We start from the raw sequence: 16872 nt of genomic DNA, 5'->3' as shown, positions 1-16872 counted from the left end.
GGGGATTTCTTATTAATTATTTAGCGATTGGGTAAACAGAAACTTGTTTCTTATCGCGTCCTTTGCGTTCAAAGCGTACTACGCCTTCAACTTTTGCAAACAAAGTATCGTCTCCGCCGCGTCCAACATTGACACCTGCATGGATGTGAGTGCCGCGTTGACGGTAAAGGATAGAGCCGCCTGTTACGGTTTGACCGTCAGCTGCTTTAGCTCCCAGACGTTTCGCTTGTGAATCACGTCCGTTAGATGTGGAACCTCCACCTTTTTTGTGGGCGAATAATTGCAAGTTAGCAAGATTCATTTTTAACATAATGTTTTTCCTCCGTGTTAGTTTTCTGTGATAACTCTGGTTTGGACGAACTCAGATGAGTCCTCCGATAAGTTTGCCATTCCTAGGAAAAATGATTCAAAGAAAAGCTGAGTCATTTCTCTTTGGTGTGACGGTATATCCTGAGGAATTTCAACCTTCAGATAGCCGCCTTCTATTTCGTTTAATTCTAAGTTCGGTTCGTAGCCTGCGAATTTCTCAACTGAATTGACAAAATTAATGGCGAGCGTCGAAACGGACGCACATACGACATCAAAGCCGTATTCACCACTCGCGGCGTGACCTGTGATTTCTGCACGCCTCAGTTCGCCATCTTCGGCTCTTTCAAAGACTGCTTGTATCATTTAATCTCCTTAAAATTAAGCGTTGATAGCGTTGATGACAACTTTTGTATATGGTTGACGGTGACCTTGTTTACGATGGCTGCCTTTTTTAGGTTTGTACTTGTAAGTAACAACCTTCTTTTGCTTGCCTTGTTTTTCAACAGTTCCGACAACAGAAGCTCCAGCAACAAGCGGAGTTCCGACAACAGTGTTTTCACCACCAACAAGAACAACTTCGTCAAAAGTAACGTCTTGACCAGCTTCAGCGTTCAACTTTTCAACGTAGATTGCTTGACCAACTTCAACTTTAACTTGTTTTCCGCCAGTTTTAATGATTGCGTATGTGCTCATTATGCACCTCCTATGATTTTTAGGGTTTCCCCGAATTTTGTGAAGACTCGCCTAGCATCGTGGGACGAACCACTTAAGAGAAGAGCTCTAAGTATAACAAAGAATAAACTAGGAATTGAGCCGAAGGCATAACTTGTGTTAGGCAAGGCGATAATGACGAAGTTTAAATTTGTTATACGACGAGCAACGATGATCGTGCGGTTGCACAGGAATGTGCATAGTCAACTCTATAAGTATAGCACTTCTGCAGCTCTTTAGCAAGCTTTTTCATCTCATGAAAACGGATTTTCAAGGATTATCTTTAAATTTTATCTACTAATGAACAAAGACTATTTCACCCTTACTATTTACATGAACGGAAATATTTGTTGGCGTTTCAAGATTTTCTTTTAAAAATTCTGCCTCATACTGTGTGGCATCGGAAATGTTCACTTTACGAGTCCCTTCTTTTGTTTCAACTATGAAGATAAGATTACTAAATATCTTTCTTCCATACCTACCAGTCGTAGTATGTATATCTATATCAATTAAGCGAACAATATCAGCGTGCACGTTTTGTTCTTTGAAATATTTATAAACATGTAGAGCTTCTATAGGTCTATGAACTTCATGAAAAACAAGAACAAGAATCGTAATTGGTAAACCAAAACCAAGAACTAATACAGATTTAACTGGGTTCTTTTGATATTCTTTGCTAATAAGAGCTTTCCAAGAACCTGCTTTTAATTTAGCAATATTTAAACCATAAAAAACAAGAAAAGTAATCAATACGGCTAACAAAGAATGCGAGAAGACACCTAACAAATATGATTCCCCTGGCACGTCTCTTAACAAAGCATTGTCATAGCCGTCTTTCCAAGAAAATGATTGAAGCAAGCCTCTCGAAAAATAATCCCAATATCCCATCTCAAACTCCATCTAGTATTAATTTTGTTACAAATCAGATAAATAGTATTTCTATTGTTATCCGCTAACCGCCTTGTTAAATAATGATTAGATAAAAAATTTCTAAATATAACGCCGCACCCTATCTTGATATTCTTGATAAGATTTCCCGAATTTTTCAAGACACCAGCGCTCCTCAGAGAGGATAATCCAGTGGGCCGCAGTCTGAAACATGACTAGAATCAAAATGAAAATCATTGACTTGGTCAAAAAAGCTATTCCCAAAAAACAAACAAGGTAAGCTACATACATGGGATTACGGGAATAGCGATAAAGCCCCTTTGTATTCATACCGTTTTCATCTGGTCTAGCGAAATCCCTCATACTGATAGCACACAAAACCAAACCAAGCAGGTAAATAGCTATACCAGCATAAAAGAAAACAGAAAAATCAAACTTAATTTCAAGCAAAAAAGGAGTTATGAACAAGGCTAGATTGCTCAATTGATAAATCATATAAGCTATCTTTTCTTTTCCTTGGACTGGTGCAAAATAAGCTGCGCGTGACAAAGCATTTTTGCCAAAATGACTTAATAAAGGAAAACGAATCAGCAGAAAAGGAATTAAGAGAAAAACAGCAAGCATAAACGTCACCTTCTCTAGCTTTTACAAGAGCTCCTCAATCAGCTCATCAACTTCGTCGGTCTCAGCTTCTGGTGTGATTTCTGTAATCATAATGCCTGCAACAGCGCGCTCAACCAAGCCTTCAACATCTAGGTAAGTTTCGTACTTCTCAGCATTCTTGATTTTTGGATTGGTCTTAGGACGGTCTGGAGCAAAAATAGTACAGCAGTCTTCAAATGGCTGAATAGAGATTTGGAAAGTATCGATTTTTTCAGCAATGTCAATGATTTCCAGCTTGTCCATGGTCACGACAGGACGTATAATCGGTGTATTGGTTACAGCGTTGATAGCCTGCATACTCTCAATCGTTTGACTTGCCACCTGACCAAGACTTTCTCCGTTGATAATGACTTGAGCGCTCCGCTCCTCTCGAATCCGGTCCGTAATACGCATCATAAAGCGACGGGTCAGTGTCATGAGATAGGCTTCTGGAGCCTTGGCCTTGATTTCCTCCTGAATCTCTGTAAAAGGCACTTCAATAAACTTGATATTGCCGCCAAACTTGGTTAATTTCCGAGTCAGATCCTGAGCTTTTTTCAACGCACCTGGACTGGTGTAAGGCGGACTTGCAAAGTGAACCGCCTCGATATCTACCCCCCGCTTGAGAGCCAGATAGCCCGCCACCGGTGAGTCAATGCCGCCAGACAGCATGAGCATACCCTTGCCCGAAGTACCAACTGGCAACCCACCAGCACCACGAATCGTCTCGTAAGAGATATAGGCCGCTTCTTCACGGATCTCGACACGAAGCTCAATATCAGGCGCTTTCATCTTGACCTGAACATTGGGAATGGCCTCAAAAACAGCATCCCCCAATGTCTGATTGAGCTCGCGGCTATCCAATTCAAAGCTGTGATCACTGCGTTTGCTGGAAATCTTAAAGGTCATGCCCTCTTGATAGACTTCCTTCATGATAGATTGGACAGCTTCGATTAGGGCCGGTACAGATTTTTCAATTTTGTAAGACGGCGAGAAATTCTGAATCCCGAAGATCTGCTTGAGTGACTCAGCGACTGGCTGATAGTCTGTACCGTGCAGATAAACATGGGTCCGATCACGGTCAGCCTTGACATGGACCTGCGGATAGACTGACAAGACAGCCTGGATATTGCGTTTAAGTTTGTTGATAAAGCGCATGCGGTTCTTCCCTTTGGTTGAGAGCTCACCATAGCGCACCATAATTTCTGAATATTGCATTGTTTACCTTACTTTTCTGGTTTTTTCGTAAATAATTTTAAAAGTTGTTAAAAACTGCTCCATCTGACTCATATCGTTGTCAAGATCCAAACTGATACGGAAAGCAGTTTGAGCCAGAGACTTTTCGACGCCCATAGCGATTAGGGTTCCCGCTGGCTTACCGGCCTTAGAAGAGCAAGCACTAGTAGTCGAGATATAGATCTCGTAGTCTTCAAATGCATGGACGACAACTTCACCCCGCACTCCCTTGATACCAAAGGTTAGTATATGGGGCGCAAAATTTTCCATGTCTGAGAAAATTACCACATCTGGATACTTCTGCAGCTCTTCAAGGAGAATTCTCTTCATCTGAGCCGTCCGCTGGGCAAATGATTCTTGCTTTTCCATGGACAAACGCAGTGCTTTGGCCGTCGCTGCAATGCCAGCTAAATTCTCCGTCGTTGAGCGCTTGTCTGACTCCTGACCACCGCCAGTTAAGAGGGGGCTGATTTTCTTGCCAGACTTGATATAGACAAATCCTACGCCCCGGACACCGTGAAATTTATGACTGGAAAATGTCGCAAAATCCACGCGATCCGTCAGATAAGAAGCTGTCGGAATCTTCGTAACAGCCTGTACAGCGTCCACATGAAAGGAAATAGTCGGCTTGTCTGCTAGTAGTTCGGATATTTTCTGAATGGGCTGAATACTGCCAATTTCATTATTGACAGCCATTACCGAGACCAGAGTGGTGTCTGGTCGAATCAGCTTCGCCAGCTTCTCTACATCAACAAAACCTACCTTGTCCACTGGCGCAAAATCTATTTCAAAGCCTTGATTCTGCAGCCAGAGGGCTGATTCTTTAACCGCGGGATGCTCAATGTTGGATACGATGATGTGTTTTCCAAAGGGAATCTTTTCAAAAGCAACTCCTTTAAGCACCCAGTTGTCTCCTTCGGTCCCTCCAGAAGTAAAAAAAATCTCCGACGAAGACTTACCTAAAAGCTCTGCTATTTGCCTGCGTGAAGCTTCTAAGAGCCGGGTTGCCTGACTGCCTAAACTGTGCAGACTGGATGGATTTCCCCAGATTTTAGAAGCTACTTCTGTGTAAGCGGCCAAAGCCTCGGGATAAGGCTTGGTTGTCGCTGAATTATCTAAATAAATCATGTTCTTTCCTCAAAATTTCAATACTCCTATTGTAACATGAAAGAGAAACTGGAACAAGAAAGAAAAAGCCCTAAATTCTGCTAAAACTTAGGGCTAAACTTCACCGGTCATAAAACTCATGTAATAAGCCAAAGAGTTCCTGTTGTTGAGCTAACAAGCTCTGACCGATGGTAGTAGATTTGATGAGGGTTCGTTCCTCTACATTTTCAATCACCTTTTTCAGGGAGGTTTGAGCAAACGGCGATTCAACGACTTTTTGAGCGTTTTGGAAAGGCTGATGGGTCACCAACTGGAAGCCATAGGAATTATTGAGCAGTGAATAGCCAGCCGTTCCAGTCTTCTTCTGATAGGCCTTGCAGAGGCCACCATCAATGACAAAGAGTAGACCGCCCCCACGGATAGGAGACTCTCCCTTGCTCGTCTTTACCGGAGTATGACCGTTGACCATCCTAGACTCTTGAGAAAAGAGGCCGAATTCTTCCAAAATCAGCTGGCAGACTTTTTCAGAATTACGATAAGAAAAATAAGAATTTTCTACTTCCTTGTGGGTGTCCTTATCTTCAATGAAATAGCGCTCCAAGGTGGTCATCTTTTCTTTGCCAAACAGGGGCGATAACTTACCTTTCCAGCAATACCAAATCAAATCAGTCGACAAATCATCGCCCACTTCCTTGTTCTTAGCCGACTGCCGGATATGATACTCAAAGAAATCCAGCAATTCCTTGCCTGCATAATGGGCTTGATTGAGAATGAAAGGCTGGAATTCTCCTGACGGCTCCAGAGGAATGCAGCCGTGAAAAAGCAAGTGCTGGTTGTAAATCTTATACATAGAGCCCTTGTTCATCAGAAGACTCATATGCTCCGCCATCTTAAGAGAACTTTGGAACGAGGCCAGCATACTGTCTACAGCTTGATTTTCTTCTGGTGTTAACGCTGACGGATTTTCTGGATTGATAGTTTGGAAACAGGTGCTGACTAGGGCATGCTTGGTATCGTCAATCGTAACACTTTCTTCCCAATAGTCAATCTTATCCAGCATCACATGGTCCTGCATCTGGAACTCAGGCCGTCGTTTGATGAGTTGATTTTCCAGCTTGAACTGCATAATGGCTAAGGCTTGGTGAACCTTTTCCAGCTGCAGAATTTCCTCATCTGAAAACTCCTGATCTCTGCCGCCTAGAATAGGCCTAAACTTAGGATTAGACTGGTAAGTCTTGTCCGCAAAAAGAGTCAAGGAGCGCAGGTTTAAACCATAATCTTTCTCGATATCCCAGAGATAGCCATAGCGAGCTGCGATGCGCAACACATTGAGCAAGCAGGCCTTAGAGCCAAAAAATGCTCCCATCCAGATAATGTCGTGATTGCCCCACTGAATATCGAGCGAGTGAAAATGCTGCAGTTCATCCATGACCTGAGCACTGCCAGCTCCTCGGTCAAAAATATCTCCAACAACATGCAGATGATCAATCAACAACTGCCGGATACTTCGGGCCAAGCCTAGGATAAAAGGCACAGCTTCCCGCAATTCAATCACATAAGTCAGGATATTCTCAAAATAGGACTTTTTATCAGCCAAAGCCCTGTCGCTATAGAGCAACTCCTCGATAATATAGGCATATTGAGGCGGCAAGGCCTTTCTGACCTTGGATCGACTGTATTTGGCACCCGCAAAAGCCAGCAAGTTCAAGAGCTGAGGAATGGTTTCCTGATACCAGTCTTTTCCCTTAGTTTCTTCCCCCAGCACAAGCTCAGGATAGGATACCAACGCTGACAGGCGGTCTTTGTGAGCTTCTGACAAGCAGTCCCCAAAACAGTCCTTGATCTTCTCATTGAGGATACCTGCACAGCTTCTCAAAATATAGTCAAAAGCAGCAAACTCCCCATGAATGTCACTGATATACAGCTCCGTTCCTTTGGGCAAGTTCAAAATTGCCTCTAGGTTGGTCAGCTCTGTAATGACCTTCTGCCGACTGTCAAATTCTTTCAGTAAAATACGCTTATATTGCTCCATCTTCAGCCCTCACTCTATAACCGCTTTCTCAATCTTCTCTCTTATCTCAATTTTTTCAAATGATCTTCAATCAAGAAAGCTGTCTCCTCAATTGATTTATCCGTGATATTGATGACATGTGCCCGATACTTTTTAAAGACTTCTTTTGAGTAGTCCAGTTCTTCGTATATTTTTTCCAGATCTGTATAGCTGGTTGACTGGGTCAATCCCAGAGAATTCAAACGATTACTGCGTATCTTAGACAGTTTTTCTGGCTCACATAAGAGGCCGATAATCCGCTCCGGATCAACCTTATCCAAGACCTGAGGCAGAGGGACTTCTGGAATCAAAGGCAGGTTAGAAACCTTGTAGCCTTTATTAGCCAGATAAATACTGAGGGGTGTTTTAGAAGTACGTGAGACGCCCAGGAGGACCAAGTCTGAATCTAAAAATCCTTGTGGTGCCTTGCCATCGTCGTATTTGACTGCAAACTCAATAGCGGAGATTTTATTAAAATACTCAGTGTCCAGCCGGTGCAAGGTACCCGGCACCTCTATAGGACTGGTGCCCGTCTTTTCTCTGATAATCTCAAAAAATGGATGCATCAAATCCAGATAAGCAAGGCCATTGGCCTGACTGAACTCTCTAGCTGCAGCTGCTAGCTTGCCATCAACCAGAGTACTAATAACAAGGGCATCGTCCTTGATGGCATCGCGCAGAATATCCAGCAATTCTTCTTCTTTGTTGATAAATGGAAAACGATAGCTGTTATTAAAAATAATATCTGGGTACTGGGCTGTCACCGCAGACAATAGCTTCTGCGAAGTCCCCCCTAAAGAATCTGAAATGCTGTAAACAATAATTTCTTTCTTCATGTTTATTCCTCTTATCTATTAACCTCAGCGCTTCTGGCCTCTTGAATAATATAATCCAGCAGGACTGACTTGGTCACAGTTCCTAAAATTTTACGCACATTATCCTCATCGACTACTGGCAGCGAATCAATTGCAAAATCCTGCAAAACTGCTGCCGCTTCCAAAATATTCATATCCTTGTAGCAAGTTTTAATATGGGGCATTCGGGTCATGCAAACCGCTACGGGTGTGCTGTCAATGTTGGTATTGAGCGAGGCCCGCAGCAGGTCCTTACGCGACAAAATCCCCAAGAGCAGCTTATGCTCATCAATGACATAGAGAACATCCGCATCATACATAAATAAGGTAATAATGGCATCTTGAATAAAGGAATCATGAGATACCAAAACAGGAGATGTCATAATTTCCGCCACTTCCTTTCGAAAGGTATCGAAAAAGAAAAGCGTCTCTAAATCTGAGCCCGAGTATGTGTAACCAACTTTAGGCGTAGCCTTCAAAATCCCAACCAAGGTCAGAAAAGACAAATCCGAACGCAAGGTCGCCCGAGAAATATCGAGTAATTCTGAAATTTTCTCACCGCTGAGTGGCTGGTGTTCTTTTACAATTTCTACAATTTTCTTTTGCCGTTCACTTAATTTCAAATAGGTCTGACTCCTTCTTTCTTTATGTAGATGATTGGCCTGATTTCGCTTAAAATTTAGGAATTATTACTCATATTTCATTTTCAGACGTTTAAATAATCATCATTTTGTAACACATTATAGCAAAAAAAGAAAAAATGTCAATAAAACAGGATACTTTTTTCTGTTGACAAATATATGTGATGTATATTAAAATGTAGTTGTCCTACAATATGACACATATTTCATAATTTTGGAGGTAAATATGGCGAAATGGATTTACTCCTTCGAGGAAGGATGTGCAGATGACAAGGCTTTGCTTGGCGGAAAAGGAGCCAATCTAGCTGAAATGACCAATTTGGGACTGCCTGTCCCTCCAGGTTTTACTATTACTACAGAAAGCTGTATCGAATATTTAAAAAGCCCTTATTTCTTTGAATCTTCTTTAAAAGAAGATGTTTTGAAAGCGGTTACTGAATTAGAAGAAAAAACAGGTAAATATTTCAGTGGCAACGACTCAGCCTTGCTCTTAGTGTCTGTTCGAAGCGGAGCCAAGTTTTCCATGCCCGGCATGATGGACACTATTCTCAATCTAGGTCTGAACGATTTAAGAACCCAGACTCTGGCTGAGCAGACCAATGCTGACTTTGCCTACAACTGCTACCGCCGGTTGCTGCAAATGTTTGCTGATGTGGTTTATGGCATTTCTAAGGATGAGTTCGATGACCTCTTGGGCTATTTTGAAAGGAATGCTGGCAAACAGGCCAAGGATTTCACATTGGAAGAACATCAAGCGTTGATTGACCAGTACAAGCAGCTTTATCGTGAGCATCATCAAACCTTCCCGCAAAGCTCAAAAGAACAGCTCTATGCAGCTATCAAGGCGGTCTTCAAGTCTTGGAATAACCCTCGAGCTAAGGTTTACCGCAACTTGAATGATATTCCTCATGACTTGGGAACTGCGGTGAATGTCCAAGCCATGGTTTTCGGAAATAGCGACCAAGCCAGTGGTACAGGAGTTGTCTTTACGAGAAACCCTGCCAGCGGTGAGCATCAGCTATTTGGCGAATTTTTGCTCAATGCTCAAGGAGAGGATGTCGTAGCCGGCATTCGAACTCCTGAGCCTATTGCTGCACTTGAGACGGCTCTCCCTCAGGCCTATGCAGCCTTCCAAGACTATGCTAAGATTCTCGAAAACCACTACAAGGACATGCAAGATATTGAATTTACCATCGAAAAGGGTAAACTCTATATTCTCCAAACTAGAAACGGTAAACGGACCGCCAAAGCATCTTTGAAAATCGCCTTAGATCTGGTAGACGAGGGCATTATCAGCAAAAAAGAAGCTCTCCAGCGCGTATCTCCTACTACGATTAGCCAGCTCATCCATCCTGTATTTGAAGAAAAAGCTCTGCAAGATGCTCCTTTCTTGGCTCAAGGACTGCCAGCCAGCCCTGGTGCTGCAACTGGCGAGATTGTCTTTACAGCTGAGCGCGCCAAAGACTGCCACTCATTGGGTAAAAAGGTCATTTTAGTCCGTCAGGAAACTTCACCTGAAGACATTGAAGGTATGGTCGTCAGCCAGGCCATCGTAACCAGTCAGGGCGGTATGACCTCTCACGCAGCTGTCGTAGCTCGGGGAATGGGAACTTGCTGTGTGGCTGGCTGCGGTGAGCTGACCATCAGCGAGGAAAGCAAGACTGTTTCCTGCGGAAATCTTGTCTTGACCGAAGGTGACGTCATTTCAGTTGATGGCAGCTCTGGGCGCATTTATAGCGGTGAGATTCCGACCGTCCTAGTCGAAAATGACCAAGAACTCCAACGACTGCTTTCATGGGCAGACGAAGTCGCACAGCTCAAAGTCCGTGCCAACGCAGAGACCGTTCAAGATCTAAAAACAGCTATTAAGTTTGGGGCAAAGGGCATTGGTCTGGCTCGTACCGAACACATGTTCTTTGGCCAGGAACGGATTCTAGAAATGCGGCGCCTAATTCTAGCCGACAACGAATTGGAAACCAGATCCGCCCTCAAAAAACTGCTGGAGTTCCAAGAAGAAGACTTCTATCAAATGTTCCAAGCAGTTCAGGACAAACCTATGATTATCCGTCTTTTGGATCCACCGATGCATGAATTTCTACCTAAAGATTCACAGGAAATCAAGGCTTTGGCTGACAAGCTGCACAAGTCACCAGAGAAACTGACTCGCCGTATTGAACAGCTGCAAGAAAGCAATCCAATGCTAGGCCACCGCGGCTGCCGTCTGGGGATTACGCAACCAGAGATCTATAAGATGCAGGTTGAAGCAGTTTTCAAGAGTGCTATCAAGCTGAGTCAGGAAGGATTGACCGTCAAGCCAGAAATCATGATTCCGCTGATTGCGGACAAGGCCGAGCTGGACTCTGTCAAAGCCTTTCTCACCCAACATATCACCAAGCTCTTTAGGCATCAAGGTCAGGAGCCTTTCCCTTATGAAATTGGCACCATGATTGAACTTCCGCGTGCCTGTCTGGTTGCAGACCAGCTGGCTCAAGAAGCGGACTTCTTTAGCTTTGGTACTAACGATCTGACCCAGATGACCTACGGTTTCTCACGAGACGATATTGGAAAATTCATCGGCCATTATAAGGAGAAAGAAATTCTTCCTTTTGATCCTTTCCAAAGTATTGACCAGGACGGCGTTGGTGAATTGATGCGGATAGCTATCAGCAAAGGGCGTCAAGTTAAGCCTGAACTTCCTATCGGCATTTGTGGCGAGGTCGGTGGTGATCCGGCTTCCATTCCTTTCTTCCAAGAAATTGGTGTCACCTACGTTTCCTGCTCTCCTTATCGAGTTCCAGCAGCTAGGCTGGCTGTCGCTCAAGCTGCACTCCAAGATGAGAAGGCATGATTACTTTGCTATTCTAGCTCAAGAAACTGCTCAATCCAAATTTGAGCAGTTTCTTTTCTTGACAGCAATCTTCTGTGTGCGTTTTCATAGATAAAAATTTGATTTTTTTAAGACATTTTCAGATAAAAAACGTATAATGAGAGATAAGAAATCATTGAAATTTTAAAAGGAGATTCTTGCAAGCATGGAAAACTATTCTCGCAGTAATAAAAACAAGACAAAATCATCTAAAAAACCTACTAAACAGCATATTAAAACAGGTCTTTCAGCCTTCCAAAAGACTATTGCAACGGTTGCCAGTATCTTGTCTATCATCATTGCCAGCATCACGATTATGAATCTGACTGGCCAAAAGGATGAAAAATCAAAAACTGATACCAGCAGCTCTACTGCAACGACTACCATTATCAAGGAAATCGAAAAAGAAACAAGCAGCCCTGCTTCAACAACTGCAACTGATACAACTGCTTCTAGCAGCGATACAGCAGCGGTTGAGACTAGTGTATCTAGCTCTGCGGCAGATACAGCAGCAGGCGACACTACCGCTTCTAGCCAGAGCCAAGACACGGCAACCAACACTCAGACAGAAGCTTCAAACTAAGCAAGTAGAAAACGCCTAGCTCATTGAGCCAGGCGTTTTTTGTATTCATCAAGTAATTATTTGACTATCATTTCCGATACATCTTGACTTGAAGATAGAGGTCATTGTAGGTTCCCAACCATTTAGGGCCCAACTGCTCATAAACTTCCAGATGTTTCATCGTTTCCTCAGTCGGATAAAAAGCCTCGTCTTCCTGAGTTTCCTTAGGCAACATGGCCTTGGCAGGAAGATTTGGTGTCGCATAACCAACATAAAGGGCATTTTTATAAGCATTTTCCGGTCTCAGCATAAAGTTAATAAACTGATAGGCTGCTTTTTTATTTTTGACCGTTTTGGGGATGACAATATTGTCAAACCAAAGATTGCTGGCTTCTGTTGGCACGACATAGCGCAGGTCTTCATTGGCCTCCAGCATCTGACGGGCCTCACCAGAAAAGGTTACACCAATAGCTGCATTGTTCTGAATCATGTATCCCTTCATCTCATCAGCTACAATAGCCTTGATATTTGGCGTCAGAGTATAGAGCTTGTCGACAGCTTCCTGCAGCTGATTAGCATCTTTGGAGTTGAGACTATGACCGTCTGAGTTCAGACCAATTCCCATGACTTCACGAGCTCCATCAATTATCATGATGGAGTTTTTGTATTCAGGACGCCAGAGGTCATTCCAATGCTCTGGAGCTTTATCAACCATTTTTTCATTATAGACAATACCCAGCGTTCCCCAAAAATAAGGAATCGAGTACTGATTTCCTGGATCGAAAGGCTGGTCTAAAAAGTCAGATCCGATATTTTCCAAACCTTTAATCTGGCTATGATCTAGCTTCTCCACCAAGCCTTCCTTCATCATCTTGGCAATCATATATTCACTGGGAATGGCAATGTCGTAGGTTGTGCCGCCTTGCTTCACTTTTGTATACATGGCTTCATTGGAGTCAAAGGTATCGTACTGGATTTGGACACCAGTTTCCTTAGTAAACTCAGTCAGCAACTCAGGGTCGATATAGTCACCCCAGTTGTAAATGACTAACTTATCGCTCTCCTTGCTCTGCGTCCGACTTTCAATCTGGTAACTGACACCCCACAAAACAAAGATAATCAGCAGAATCCCCGCTAAAAATGAATAGAGCTTTCTCATACAGTCTCCTCCTTCTCATGGGTGATAAAGTAATACCCAATTACCAAAGCAATGCTGAAGAGAAAGACCAAGGCTGACAGGGCATTGATTTCCAGAGAAATTCCCTGACGAGCGCGGGAGTATATCTCAACAGACAGAGTCGAGAAGCCATTGCCTGTAACGAAGAAGGTCACTGCAAAGTCATCTAGCGAGTAGGTAAAGGCCATGAAGTAGCCAGCGATGATGGCTGGAGTCAGATAAGGCAGCATGATTTCTTTCAGCATTTGCAATTGGCTGGCGCCTAAGTCATAGGCAGCCTTAATCATATCATCATTCATTTCCTTCAGACGCGGAAGAATCATCAGCACCACAATCGGAATGGAAAAGGCCACATGACTAGCCAGCACAGAAAGGAAGCCTAGCTGGAATTTAGCAGTAGTAAAGAGAATCAGAAAACTGGCCCCAATCATGACATCCGGTGCTACCATGAGGATATTGTTGATAGACAGAAAGGCATCCTGATACTTCTTGCGGGCTTGATAAATATAGATGGCTCCAAAAGTTCCAATCAGCGTCGCAATCAGTGATGACAGGAAAGCCAGAAAGAAAGTCTGAACCAAAATCAAAATCAGACGTGAATCCTCAAAGAGATTTTGAAAATGACTGAGACTGAATCCTGTAAAGCGATTCATGTCTTCCCCTGCATTAAAGGCATAAGCAATCAGGTAAAAGATGGGGATATAGAGCACCAAAAAGACAAAGGCCAGATAGAGATTTGCAATTTTTTTCATCGCCCTCTCCTTTCCTTGGTTGCCCACATGGTAAAGAGCATGGCAACAATCAGTACCACTCCGATAGTAGAGCCCATGCCCCAGTTTTGAGTAGTCAGGAAGTGCTGCTCAATGGCAGTTCCTAGAGTAATTACTCGATTACCACCGATTAAACGAGTCAGCATGAAGAGACTGAGACTAGGGATAAAGACTGACTGCACTCCACTTCTGACACCATTCAAGGACAAAGGGAAAACAACCCGACGGAAAGTCTCCCAGCGATTGGCTCCAAGGTCATAGCTAGCATTAATAAGATTAGGATCCAAATCATCCAGAACATTGAAAATGGGCAGAATCATAAAAGGCAACTCGATGTAGCTGGCTACAAAGATAAATGAAAAGTCCGTAAAGAGAATCTGCTGCGGTCCTACTCCGATAAAAGTCAGAAATTGATTGATTGAGCCATTCTGACCGAAAATACCAATGAAAGCATAAGCTTTGAGCAGGAGATTGATCCAGGTCGGCAAGACAATCAGCATCAGCCAGAGCTGCTTGTGCTTGAGCTGAGTCAAAAAGAATGCGGTCGGATAGGAAATTAGCAGGGTTACAACAGTAATAATCCCTGCATAAAGAACCGAATTCAGACTCATCTTGAGATAGGTCCAGTTCTGCGATGTGAAGTAGGTCTGGTAATTTTCCAGCGTAAACTGCCCTTCAATGTTAAAGAAGGATTTCCAGATAATCATGACAACAGGTGCTAGGACAAAAAGGAAAATCCAGAGCAGGTAGGGCAAGAGAAAAAGATTAGAGGTTGTTTTCTTCATCGCGTTCCTCCTCAATGGCATTGATCAGACCCGCTTCCTGCTCTTCTACTTCTACATATTCTTCGATACGGGCATCGAATTCTTCTTCAGTTTCATTGAGACGCATGATATGGATATCCTCAGGCTCGAAATGCAGGCCAATTTCTTCTCCGACAATGGCCTTGCGAGTTGAGTGAATCATCCATTCATTGCCCAGTTCATCATAAGCGATAATCTCATAGTGAACGCCACGGAAAAGCTGGGTATCAACTTTAACCTGCAGCTTGCCTTCTTCTGGCAGAGTAATCCGTAAGTCCTCCGGCCGAATCACCACTTCAACAGATTCATTTGGGCGCATCCCACCATCCACTGCTTCAAAGCGCTTGCCGTTAAACTCAACCAGATAGTCCTCAATCATCTTACCTGGCAGAATATTGGACTCGCCAATGAAGGTTGCAACAAAGTGGTTGATGGGCTCGTCATAAATATCAACAGGCGTCCCCGACTGAACAATCTCGCCGTCATTCATAACGAAAATCCAGTCGCTCATAGCTAGGGCTTCCTCTTGGTCGTGCGTGACAAAGACAAAGGTAATGCCCAGACGCTGCTGCAATTCCCGCAGCTCATACTGCATGTCTGTACGCAGCTTCAAATCCAGAGCAGACAGAGGCTCATCCAACAAAACAACCCGCGGCTGATTAATGATTGCCCGCGCAATGGCTACACGCTGGCGCTGACCGCCTGACAATTTACGAATAGAACGGCGCTCAAAACCTTCCAGCTGAACCATTTTCAGCACTTCTGCAACTCGCTCTTGAATTTCTTTTTTATCAACCTTGCGCAGACGCAACGGAAAGGCTACATTTTCAAAAACATTCATATGCGGAAACAGTGCATAGGACTGAAAAACCGTGTGAACATCTCTTTTATTAGTTGGAATATCATTGATGCGGACGCCATCAAGAAAAATATCCCCGTCCGTCGCGTCCAAAAGACCGGCAATAATGTTCAGAATCGTTGATTTTCCTGAACCAGAAGACCCCAGCAAAGTATAGAACTTTCCTTCTTCCAGCTCGAAATTAATATCTTTCAGAACGACAGTATTATTATCTTCAAAAACTTTTGAAACGTTTTTAAACTCGATGATTGGTTTTTTCAATTGTCATAAATTCCTTCTTTCTCGTATTAACAGATTAAGGGTTCTGTCAGACCGCTGCTACCTCGTGAGGGCTGTAAAGGCCCTTTATAAATTCCGTGTCGATAGGCTTTCACCCCCTTACTAAGTTGCAGCCAGCTGCAGTTCCTTATCCAGCATACTTCTACTGGAAATCATATCTGTCTTACAGAGATTCACCAATGATGCGGACTTCGCGCTCCAGAGTAATACCTGAATTTTCCCGCACCCTTTCAATCACATGAGCAATAAGATTTTCGTAATCTTGAGCCGTTCCTTTATCAACGTTAATCATAAAGCCAGCATGTTTCTCAGATACCTCTACACCGCCGATCCGATGCCCCTTTAGTCCTGCTTCGCTAATCAGCTGACCAGCAAAGTGACCCAAAGGACGCTTGAAAACAGATCCACAAGATGGATATTCCAAAGGCTGCTTGAGCTCCCGCAGATGGGTTAAGCGCTCCATTTCCTGACGAATCGTTCTGTGAACACCAGGAGAAAGAGCAAACTTAGCTGAAATAACGATATCGCCTGTTTCCTGAACCAGTGAGTGACGATAGCCGAACTTCATATCCCGAACATCCAGCGTTTTGACTTGACCCTGAGGAGTCAGTACCTTGCAAGATACCAAAACATGAGCAATTTCGCCGCCATAAGCCCCAGCGTTCATAAAGACAGCTCCACCGACGCTGCCTGGAATACCACAGGCAAACTCAAAGCCAGTCAGACTATTCTGCAGGGCGATATGAGTAGTCTGAATCAGATTAGCTCCAGCCTCTGCCTCAATCATATAGCCATCTACTGCTACATTGTTGAGCTTGTCAAACATAATCACGAAACCTCGGATACCGCCATCTCGCACAATGATATTACTGGCATTTCCCAGCACCATCCAAGGAATGTCTTCTTGATTAGCAAAATTGACAATACGAGCCAGCTCATAACGATTACGAGGGAAAACTAAGAAATCGGCTGCGCCCCCGACCTTTGTATAAGTGTATTGGCTCAAAGGCTCATTGAAGCGAATGTCGATTCCTTCTAATTCAGTTTTTAATTTCTCTAGTTTTTGCATGATTTTCTCTCTTTTATGTAAACAAAATACACTCTATTATATCAAAAAT

Annotated in this window: 17 protein-coding genes; 2 read left to right on the top strand and 15 right to left on the bottom strand. The window is 43.5% G+C overall.

Annotation, left to right across the window (positions count from 1 at the left end):
- Positions 1-16: 16 nt before the first annotated feature.
- The 10 genes from rpmA to K4H96_RS05590 form a co-directional block, all read right to left on the bottom strand.
- Positions 17-310, bottom strand: a complete 294-nt coding sequence (gene rpmA / locus K4H96_RS05635) for a 50S ribosomal protein L27 (RefSeq protein ID WP_002895619.1) — start codon at positions 308-310, stop codon at positions 17-19.
- Positions 311-327: 17 nt separating this feature from the next.
- Positions 328-672, bottom strand: coding sequence for a ribosomal-processing cysteine protease Prp (locus K4H96_RS05630; RefSeq protein WP_002900460.1), 345 nt, complete (start codon positions 670-672; stop codon positions 328-330).
- Positions 673-687: 15 nt separating this feature from the next.
- The gene (gene rplU / locus K4H96_RS05625) at positions 688-1002 is read right to left on the bottom strand and encodes a 50S ribosomal protein L21 (protein ID WP_002904398.1); all 315 of its coding nucleotides are present in this window, start codon (positions 1000-1002) and stop codon (positions 688-690) included.
- A 315-nt stretch (positions 1003-1317) separates the two neighbouring features.
- Complete coding sequence (locus K4H96_RS05620) at positions 1318-1908, bottom strand: hypothetical protein (RefSeq protein WP_223331328.1); 591 nt, start codon at positions 1906-1908, stop codon at positions 1318-1320.
- 102 nt (positions 1909-2010) lie between these two features.
- A complete protein-coding gene (locus tag K4H96_RS05615; RefSeq protein ID WP_002897666.1) occupies positions 2011-2532 on the bottom strand; it encodes a methyltransferase family protein in 522 nt (173 codons plus the stop codon).
- Between the two features lie 21 nt (positions 2533-2553).
- Positions 2554-3768, bottom strand: a complete 1215-nt coding sequence (thiI, locus tag K4H96_RS05610) for a tRNA uracil 4-sulfurtransferase ThiI (protein WP_002906666.1) — start codon at positions 3766-3768, stop codon at positions 2554-2556.
- 3 nt (positions 3769-3771) lie between these two features.
- Positions 3772-4914, bottom strand: coding sequence for a cysteine desulfurase family protein (locus K4H96_RS05605; protein ID WP_002906667.1), 1143 nt, complete (start codon positions 4912-4914; stop codon positions 3772-3774).
- Between the two features lie 100 nt (positions 4915-5014).
- A complete protein-coding gene (locus K4H96_RS05600) occupies positions 5015-6925 on the bottom strand; it encodes a fructose-1,6-bisphosphatase (RefSeq protein WP_223336798.1) in 1911 nt (636 codons plus the stop codon).
- Positions 6926-6966: 41 nt separating this feature from the next.
- On the bottom strand, positions 6967-7785 hold the full coding sequence (locus K4H96_RS05595; RefSeq protein ID WP_083842693.1) for a pyruvate, water dikinase regulatory protein: 819 nt from the start codon (positions 7783-7785) through the stop codon (positions 6967-6969).
- A gap of 5 nt (positions 7786-7790) precedes the next feature.
- The gene (locus K4H96_RS05590; RefSeq protein ID WP_223336797.1) at positions 7791-8420 is read right to left on the bottom strand and encodes a CBS domain-containing protein; all 630 of its coding nucleotides are present in this window, start codon (positions 8418-8420) and stop codon (positions 7791-7793) included.
- A gap of 244 nt (positions 8421-8664) precedes the next feature.
- Here K4H96_RS05590 and ppdK point away from each other — a divergent pair, with 244 nt between their 5' ends.
- Positions 8665-11286: a pyruvate, phosphate dikinase gene (gene ppdK / locus K4H96_RS05585; RefSeq protein WP_223336796.1), complete on the top strand. Its 2622-nt coding sequence runs from the start codon at positions 8665-8667 to the stop codon at positions 11284-11286.
- A 184-nt stretch (positions 11287-11470) separates the two neighbouring features.
- A complete protein-coding gene (locus K4H96_RS05580; RefSeq protein WP_002921437.1) occupies positions 11471-11887 on the top strand; it encodes a DUF6556 family protein in 417 nt (138 codons plus the stop codon).
- 67 nt (positions 11888-11954) lie between these two features.
- Here K4H96_RS05580 and K4H96_RS05575 read toward each other — a convergent pair whose 3' ends face one another.
- From K4H96_RS05575 to murB, 5 genes are all read right to left on the bottom strand, one after another.
- A complete protein-coding gene (locus tag K4H96_RS05575; RefSeq protein ID WP_011836890.1) occupies positions 11955-13025 on the bottom strand; it encodes an ABC transporter substrate-binding protein in 1071 nt (356 codons plus the stop codon).
- Complete coding sequence (locus K4H96_RS05570; protein WP_002909868.1) at positions 13022-13795, bottom strand: ABC transporter permease; 774 nt, start codon at positions 13793-13795, stop codon at positions 13022-13024. The genes K4H96_RS05575 and K4H96_RS05570 overlap by 4 nt, the downstream gene beginning before the upstream one ends.
- Positions 13792-14598, bottom strand: coding sequence for an ABC transporter permease (locus K4H96_RS05565; protein WP_002895634.1), 807 nt, complete (start codon positions 14596-14598; stop codon positions 13792-13794). The genes K4H96_RS05570 and K4H96_RS05565 overlap by 4 nt, the downstream gene beginning before the upstream one ends.
- Positions 14579-15736, bottom strand: coding sequence for an ABC transporter ATP-binding protein (locus tag K4H96_RS05560; RefSeq protein ID WP_002904388.1), 1158 nt, complete (start codon positions 15734-15736; stop codon positions 14579-14581). Before K4H96_RS05560 ends, K4H96_RS05565 begins: the two co-directional genes overlap by 20 nt.
- 181 nt (positions 15737-15917) lie before the next feature.
- Positions 15918-16823 carry a UDP-N-acetylmuramate dehydrogenase gene (gene murB / locus K4H96_RS05555; RefSeq protein WP_002895636.1) on the bottom strand — a complete coding sequence of 302 codons (906 nt, stop codon included), beginning with the start codon at positions 16821-16823 and terminating at the stop codon, positions 15918-15920.
- Positions 16824-16872 lie beyond the last annotated feature (49 nt).

The organism is Streptococcus sanguinis (assembly GCF_020729765.1).
GTDB classification, from domain to species: domain Bacteria; phylum Bacillota; class Bacilli; order Lactobacillales; family Streptococcaceae; genus Streptococcus; species Streptococcus sanguinis_Q.
This window is presented reverse-complemented; position numbering and strand designations above follow the sequence as displayed.

Excerpts from the sequence above, each read along its gene's own strand:
- murB (WP_002895636.1), bottom strand. The coding sequence starts at position 16,823 with ATGCAAAAACTAGAGAAATTAAAAACTGAATTAGAAGGAATCGACATT.
- K4H96_RS05580 (WP_002921437.1), top strand. The coding sequence starts at position 11,471 with ATGGAAAACTATTCTCGCAGTAATAAAAACAAGACAAAATCATCTAAA.
- K4H96_RS05620 (WP_223331328.1), bottom strand. The coding sequence starts at position 1,908 with ATGGGATATTGGGATTATTTTTCGAGAGGCTTGCTTCAATCATTTTCT.
- K4H96_RS05615 (WP_002897666.1), bottom strand. The coding sequence starts at position 2,532 with ATGCTTGCTGTTTTTCTCTTAATTCCTTTTCTGCTGATTCGTTTTCCT.
- K4H96_RS05565 (WP_002895634.1), bottom strand. The coding sequence starts at position 14,598 with ATGAAGAAAACAACCTCTAATCTTTTTCTCTTGCCCTACCTGCTCTGG.
- K4H96_RS05605 (WP_002906667.1), bottom strand. The coding sequence starts at position 4,914 with ATGATTTATTTAGATAATTCAGCGACAACCAAGCCTTATCCCGAGGCT.
- ppdK (WP_223336796.1), top strand. The coding sequence starts at position 8,665 with ATGGCGAAATGGATTTACTCCTTCGAGGAAGGATGTGCAGATGACAAG.
- thiI (WP_002906666.1), bottom strand. The coding sequence starts at position 3,768 with ATGCAATATTCAGAAATTATGGTGCGCTATGGTGAGCTCTCAACCAAA.
- K4H96_RS05575 (WP_011836890.1), bottom strand. The coding sequence starts at position 13,025 with ATGAGAAAGCTCTATTCATTTTTAGCGGGGATTCTGCTGATTATCTTT.
- K4H96_RS05570 (WP_002909868.1), bottom strand. The coding sequence starts at position 13,795 with ATGAAAAAAATTGCAAATCTCTATCTGGCCTTTGTCTTTTTGGTGCTC.
- K4H96_RS05630 (WP_002900460.1), bottom strand. The coding sequence starts at position 672 with ATGATACAAGCAGTCTTTGAAAGAGCCGAAGATGGCGAACTGAGGCGT.
- K4H96_RS05600 (WP_223336798.1), bottom strand. The coding sequence starts at position 6,925 with ATGGAGCAATATAAGCGTATTTTACTGAAAGAATTTGACAGTCGGCAG.
- rplU (WP_002904398.1), bottom strand. The coding sequence starts at position 1,002 with ATGAGCACATACGCAATCATTAAAACTGGCGGAAAACAAGTTAAAGTT.
- rpmA (WP_002895619.1), bottom strand. The coding sequence starts at position 310 with ATGTTAAAAATGAATCTTGCTAACTTGCAATTATTCGCCCACAAAAAA.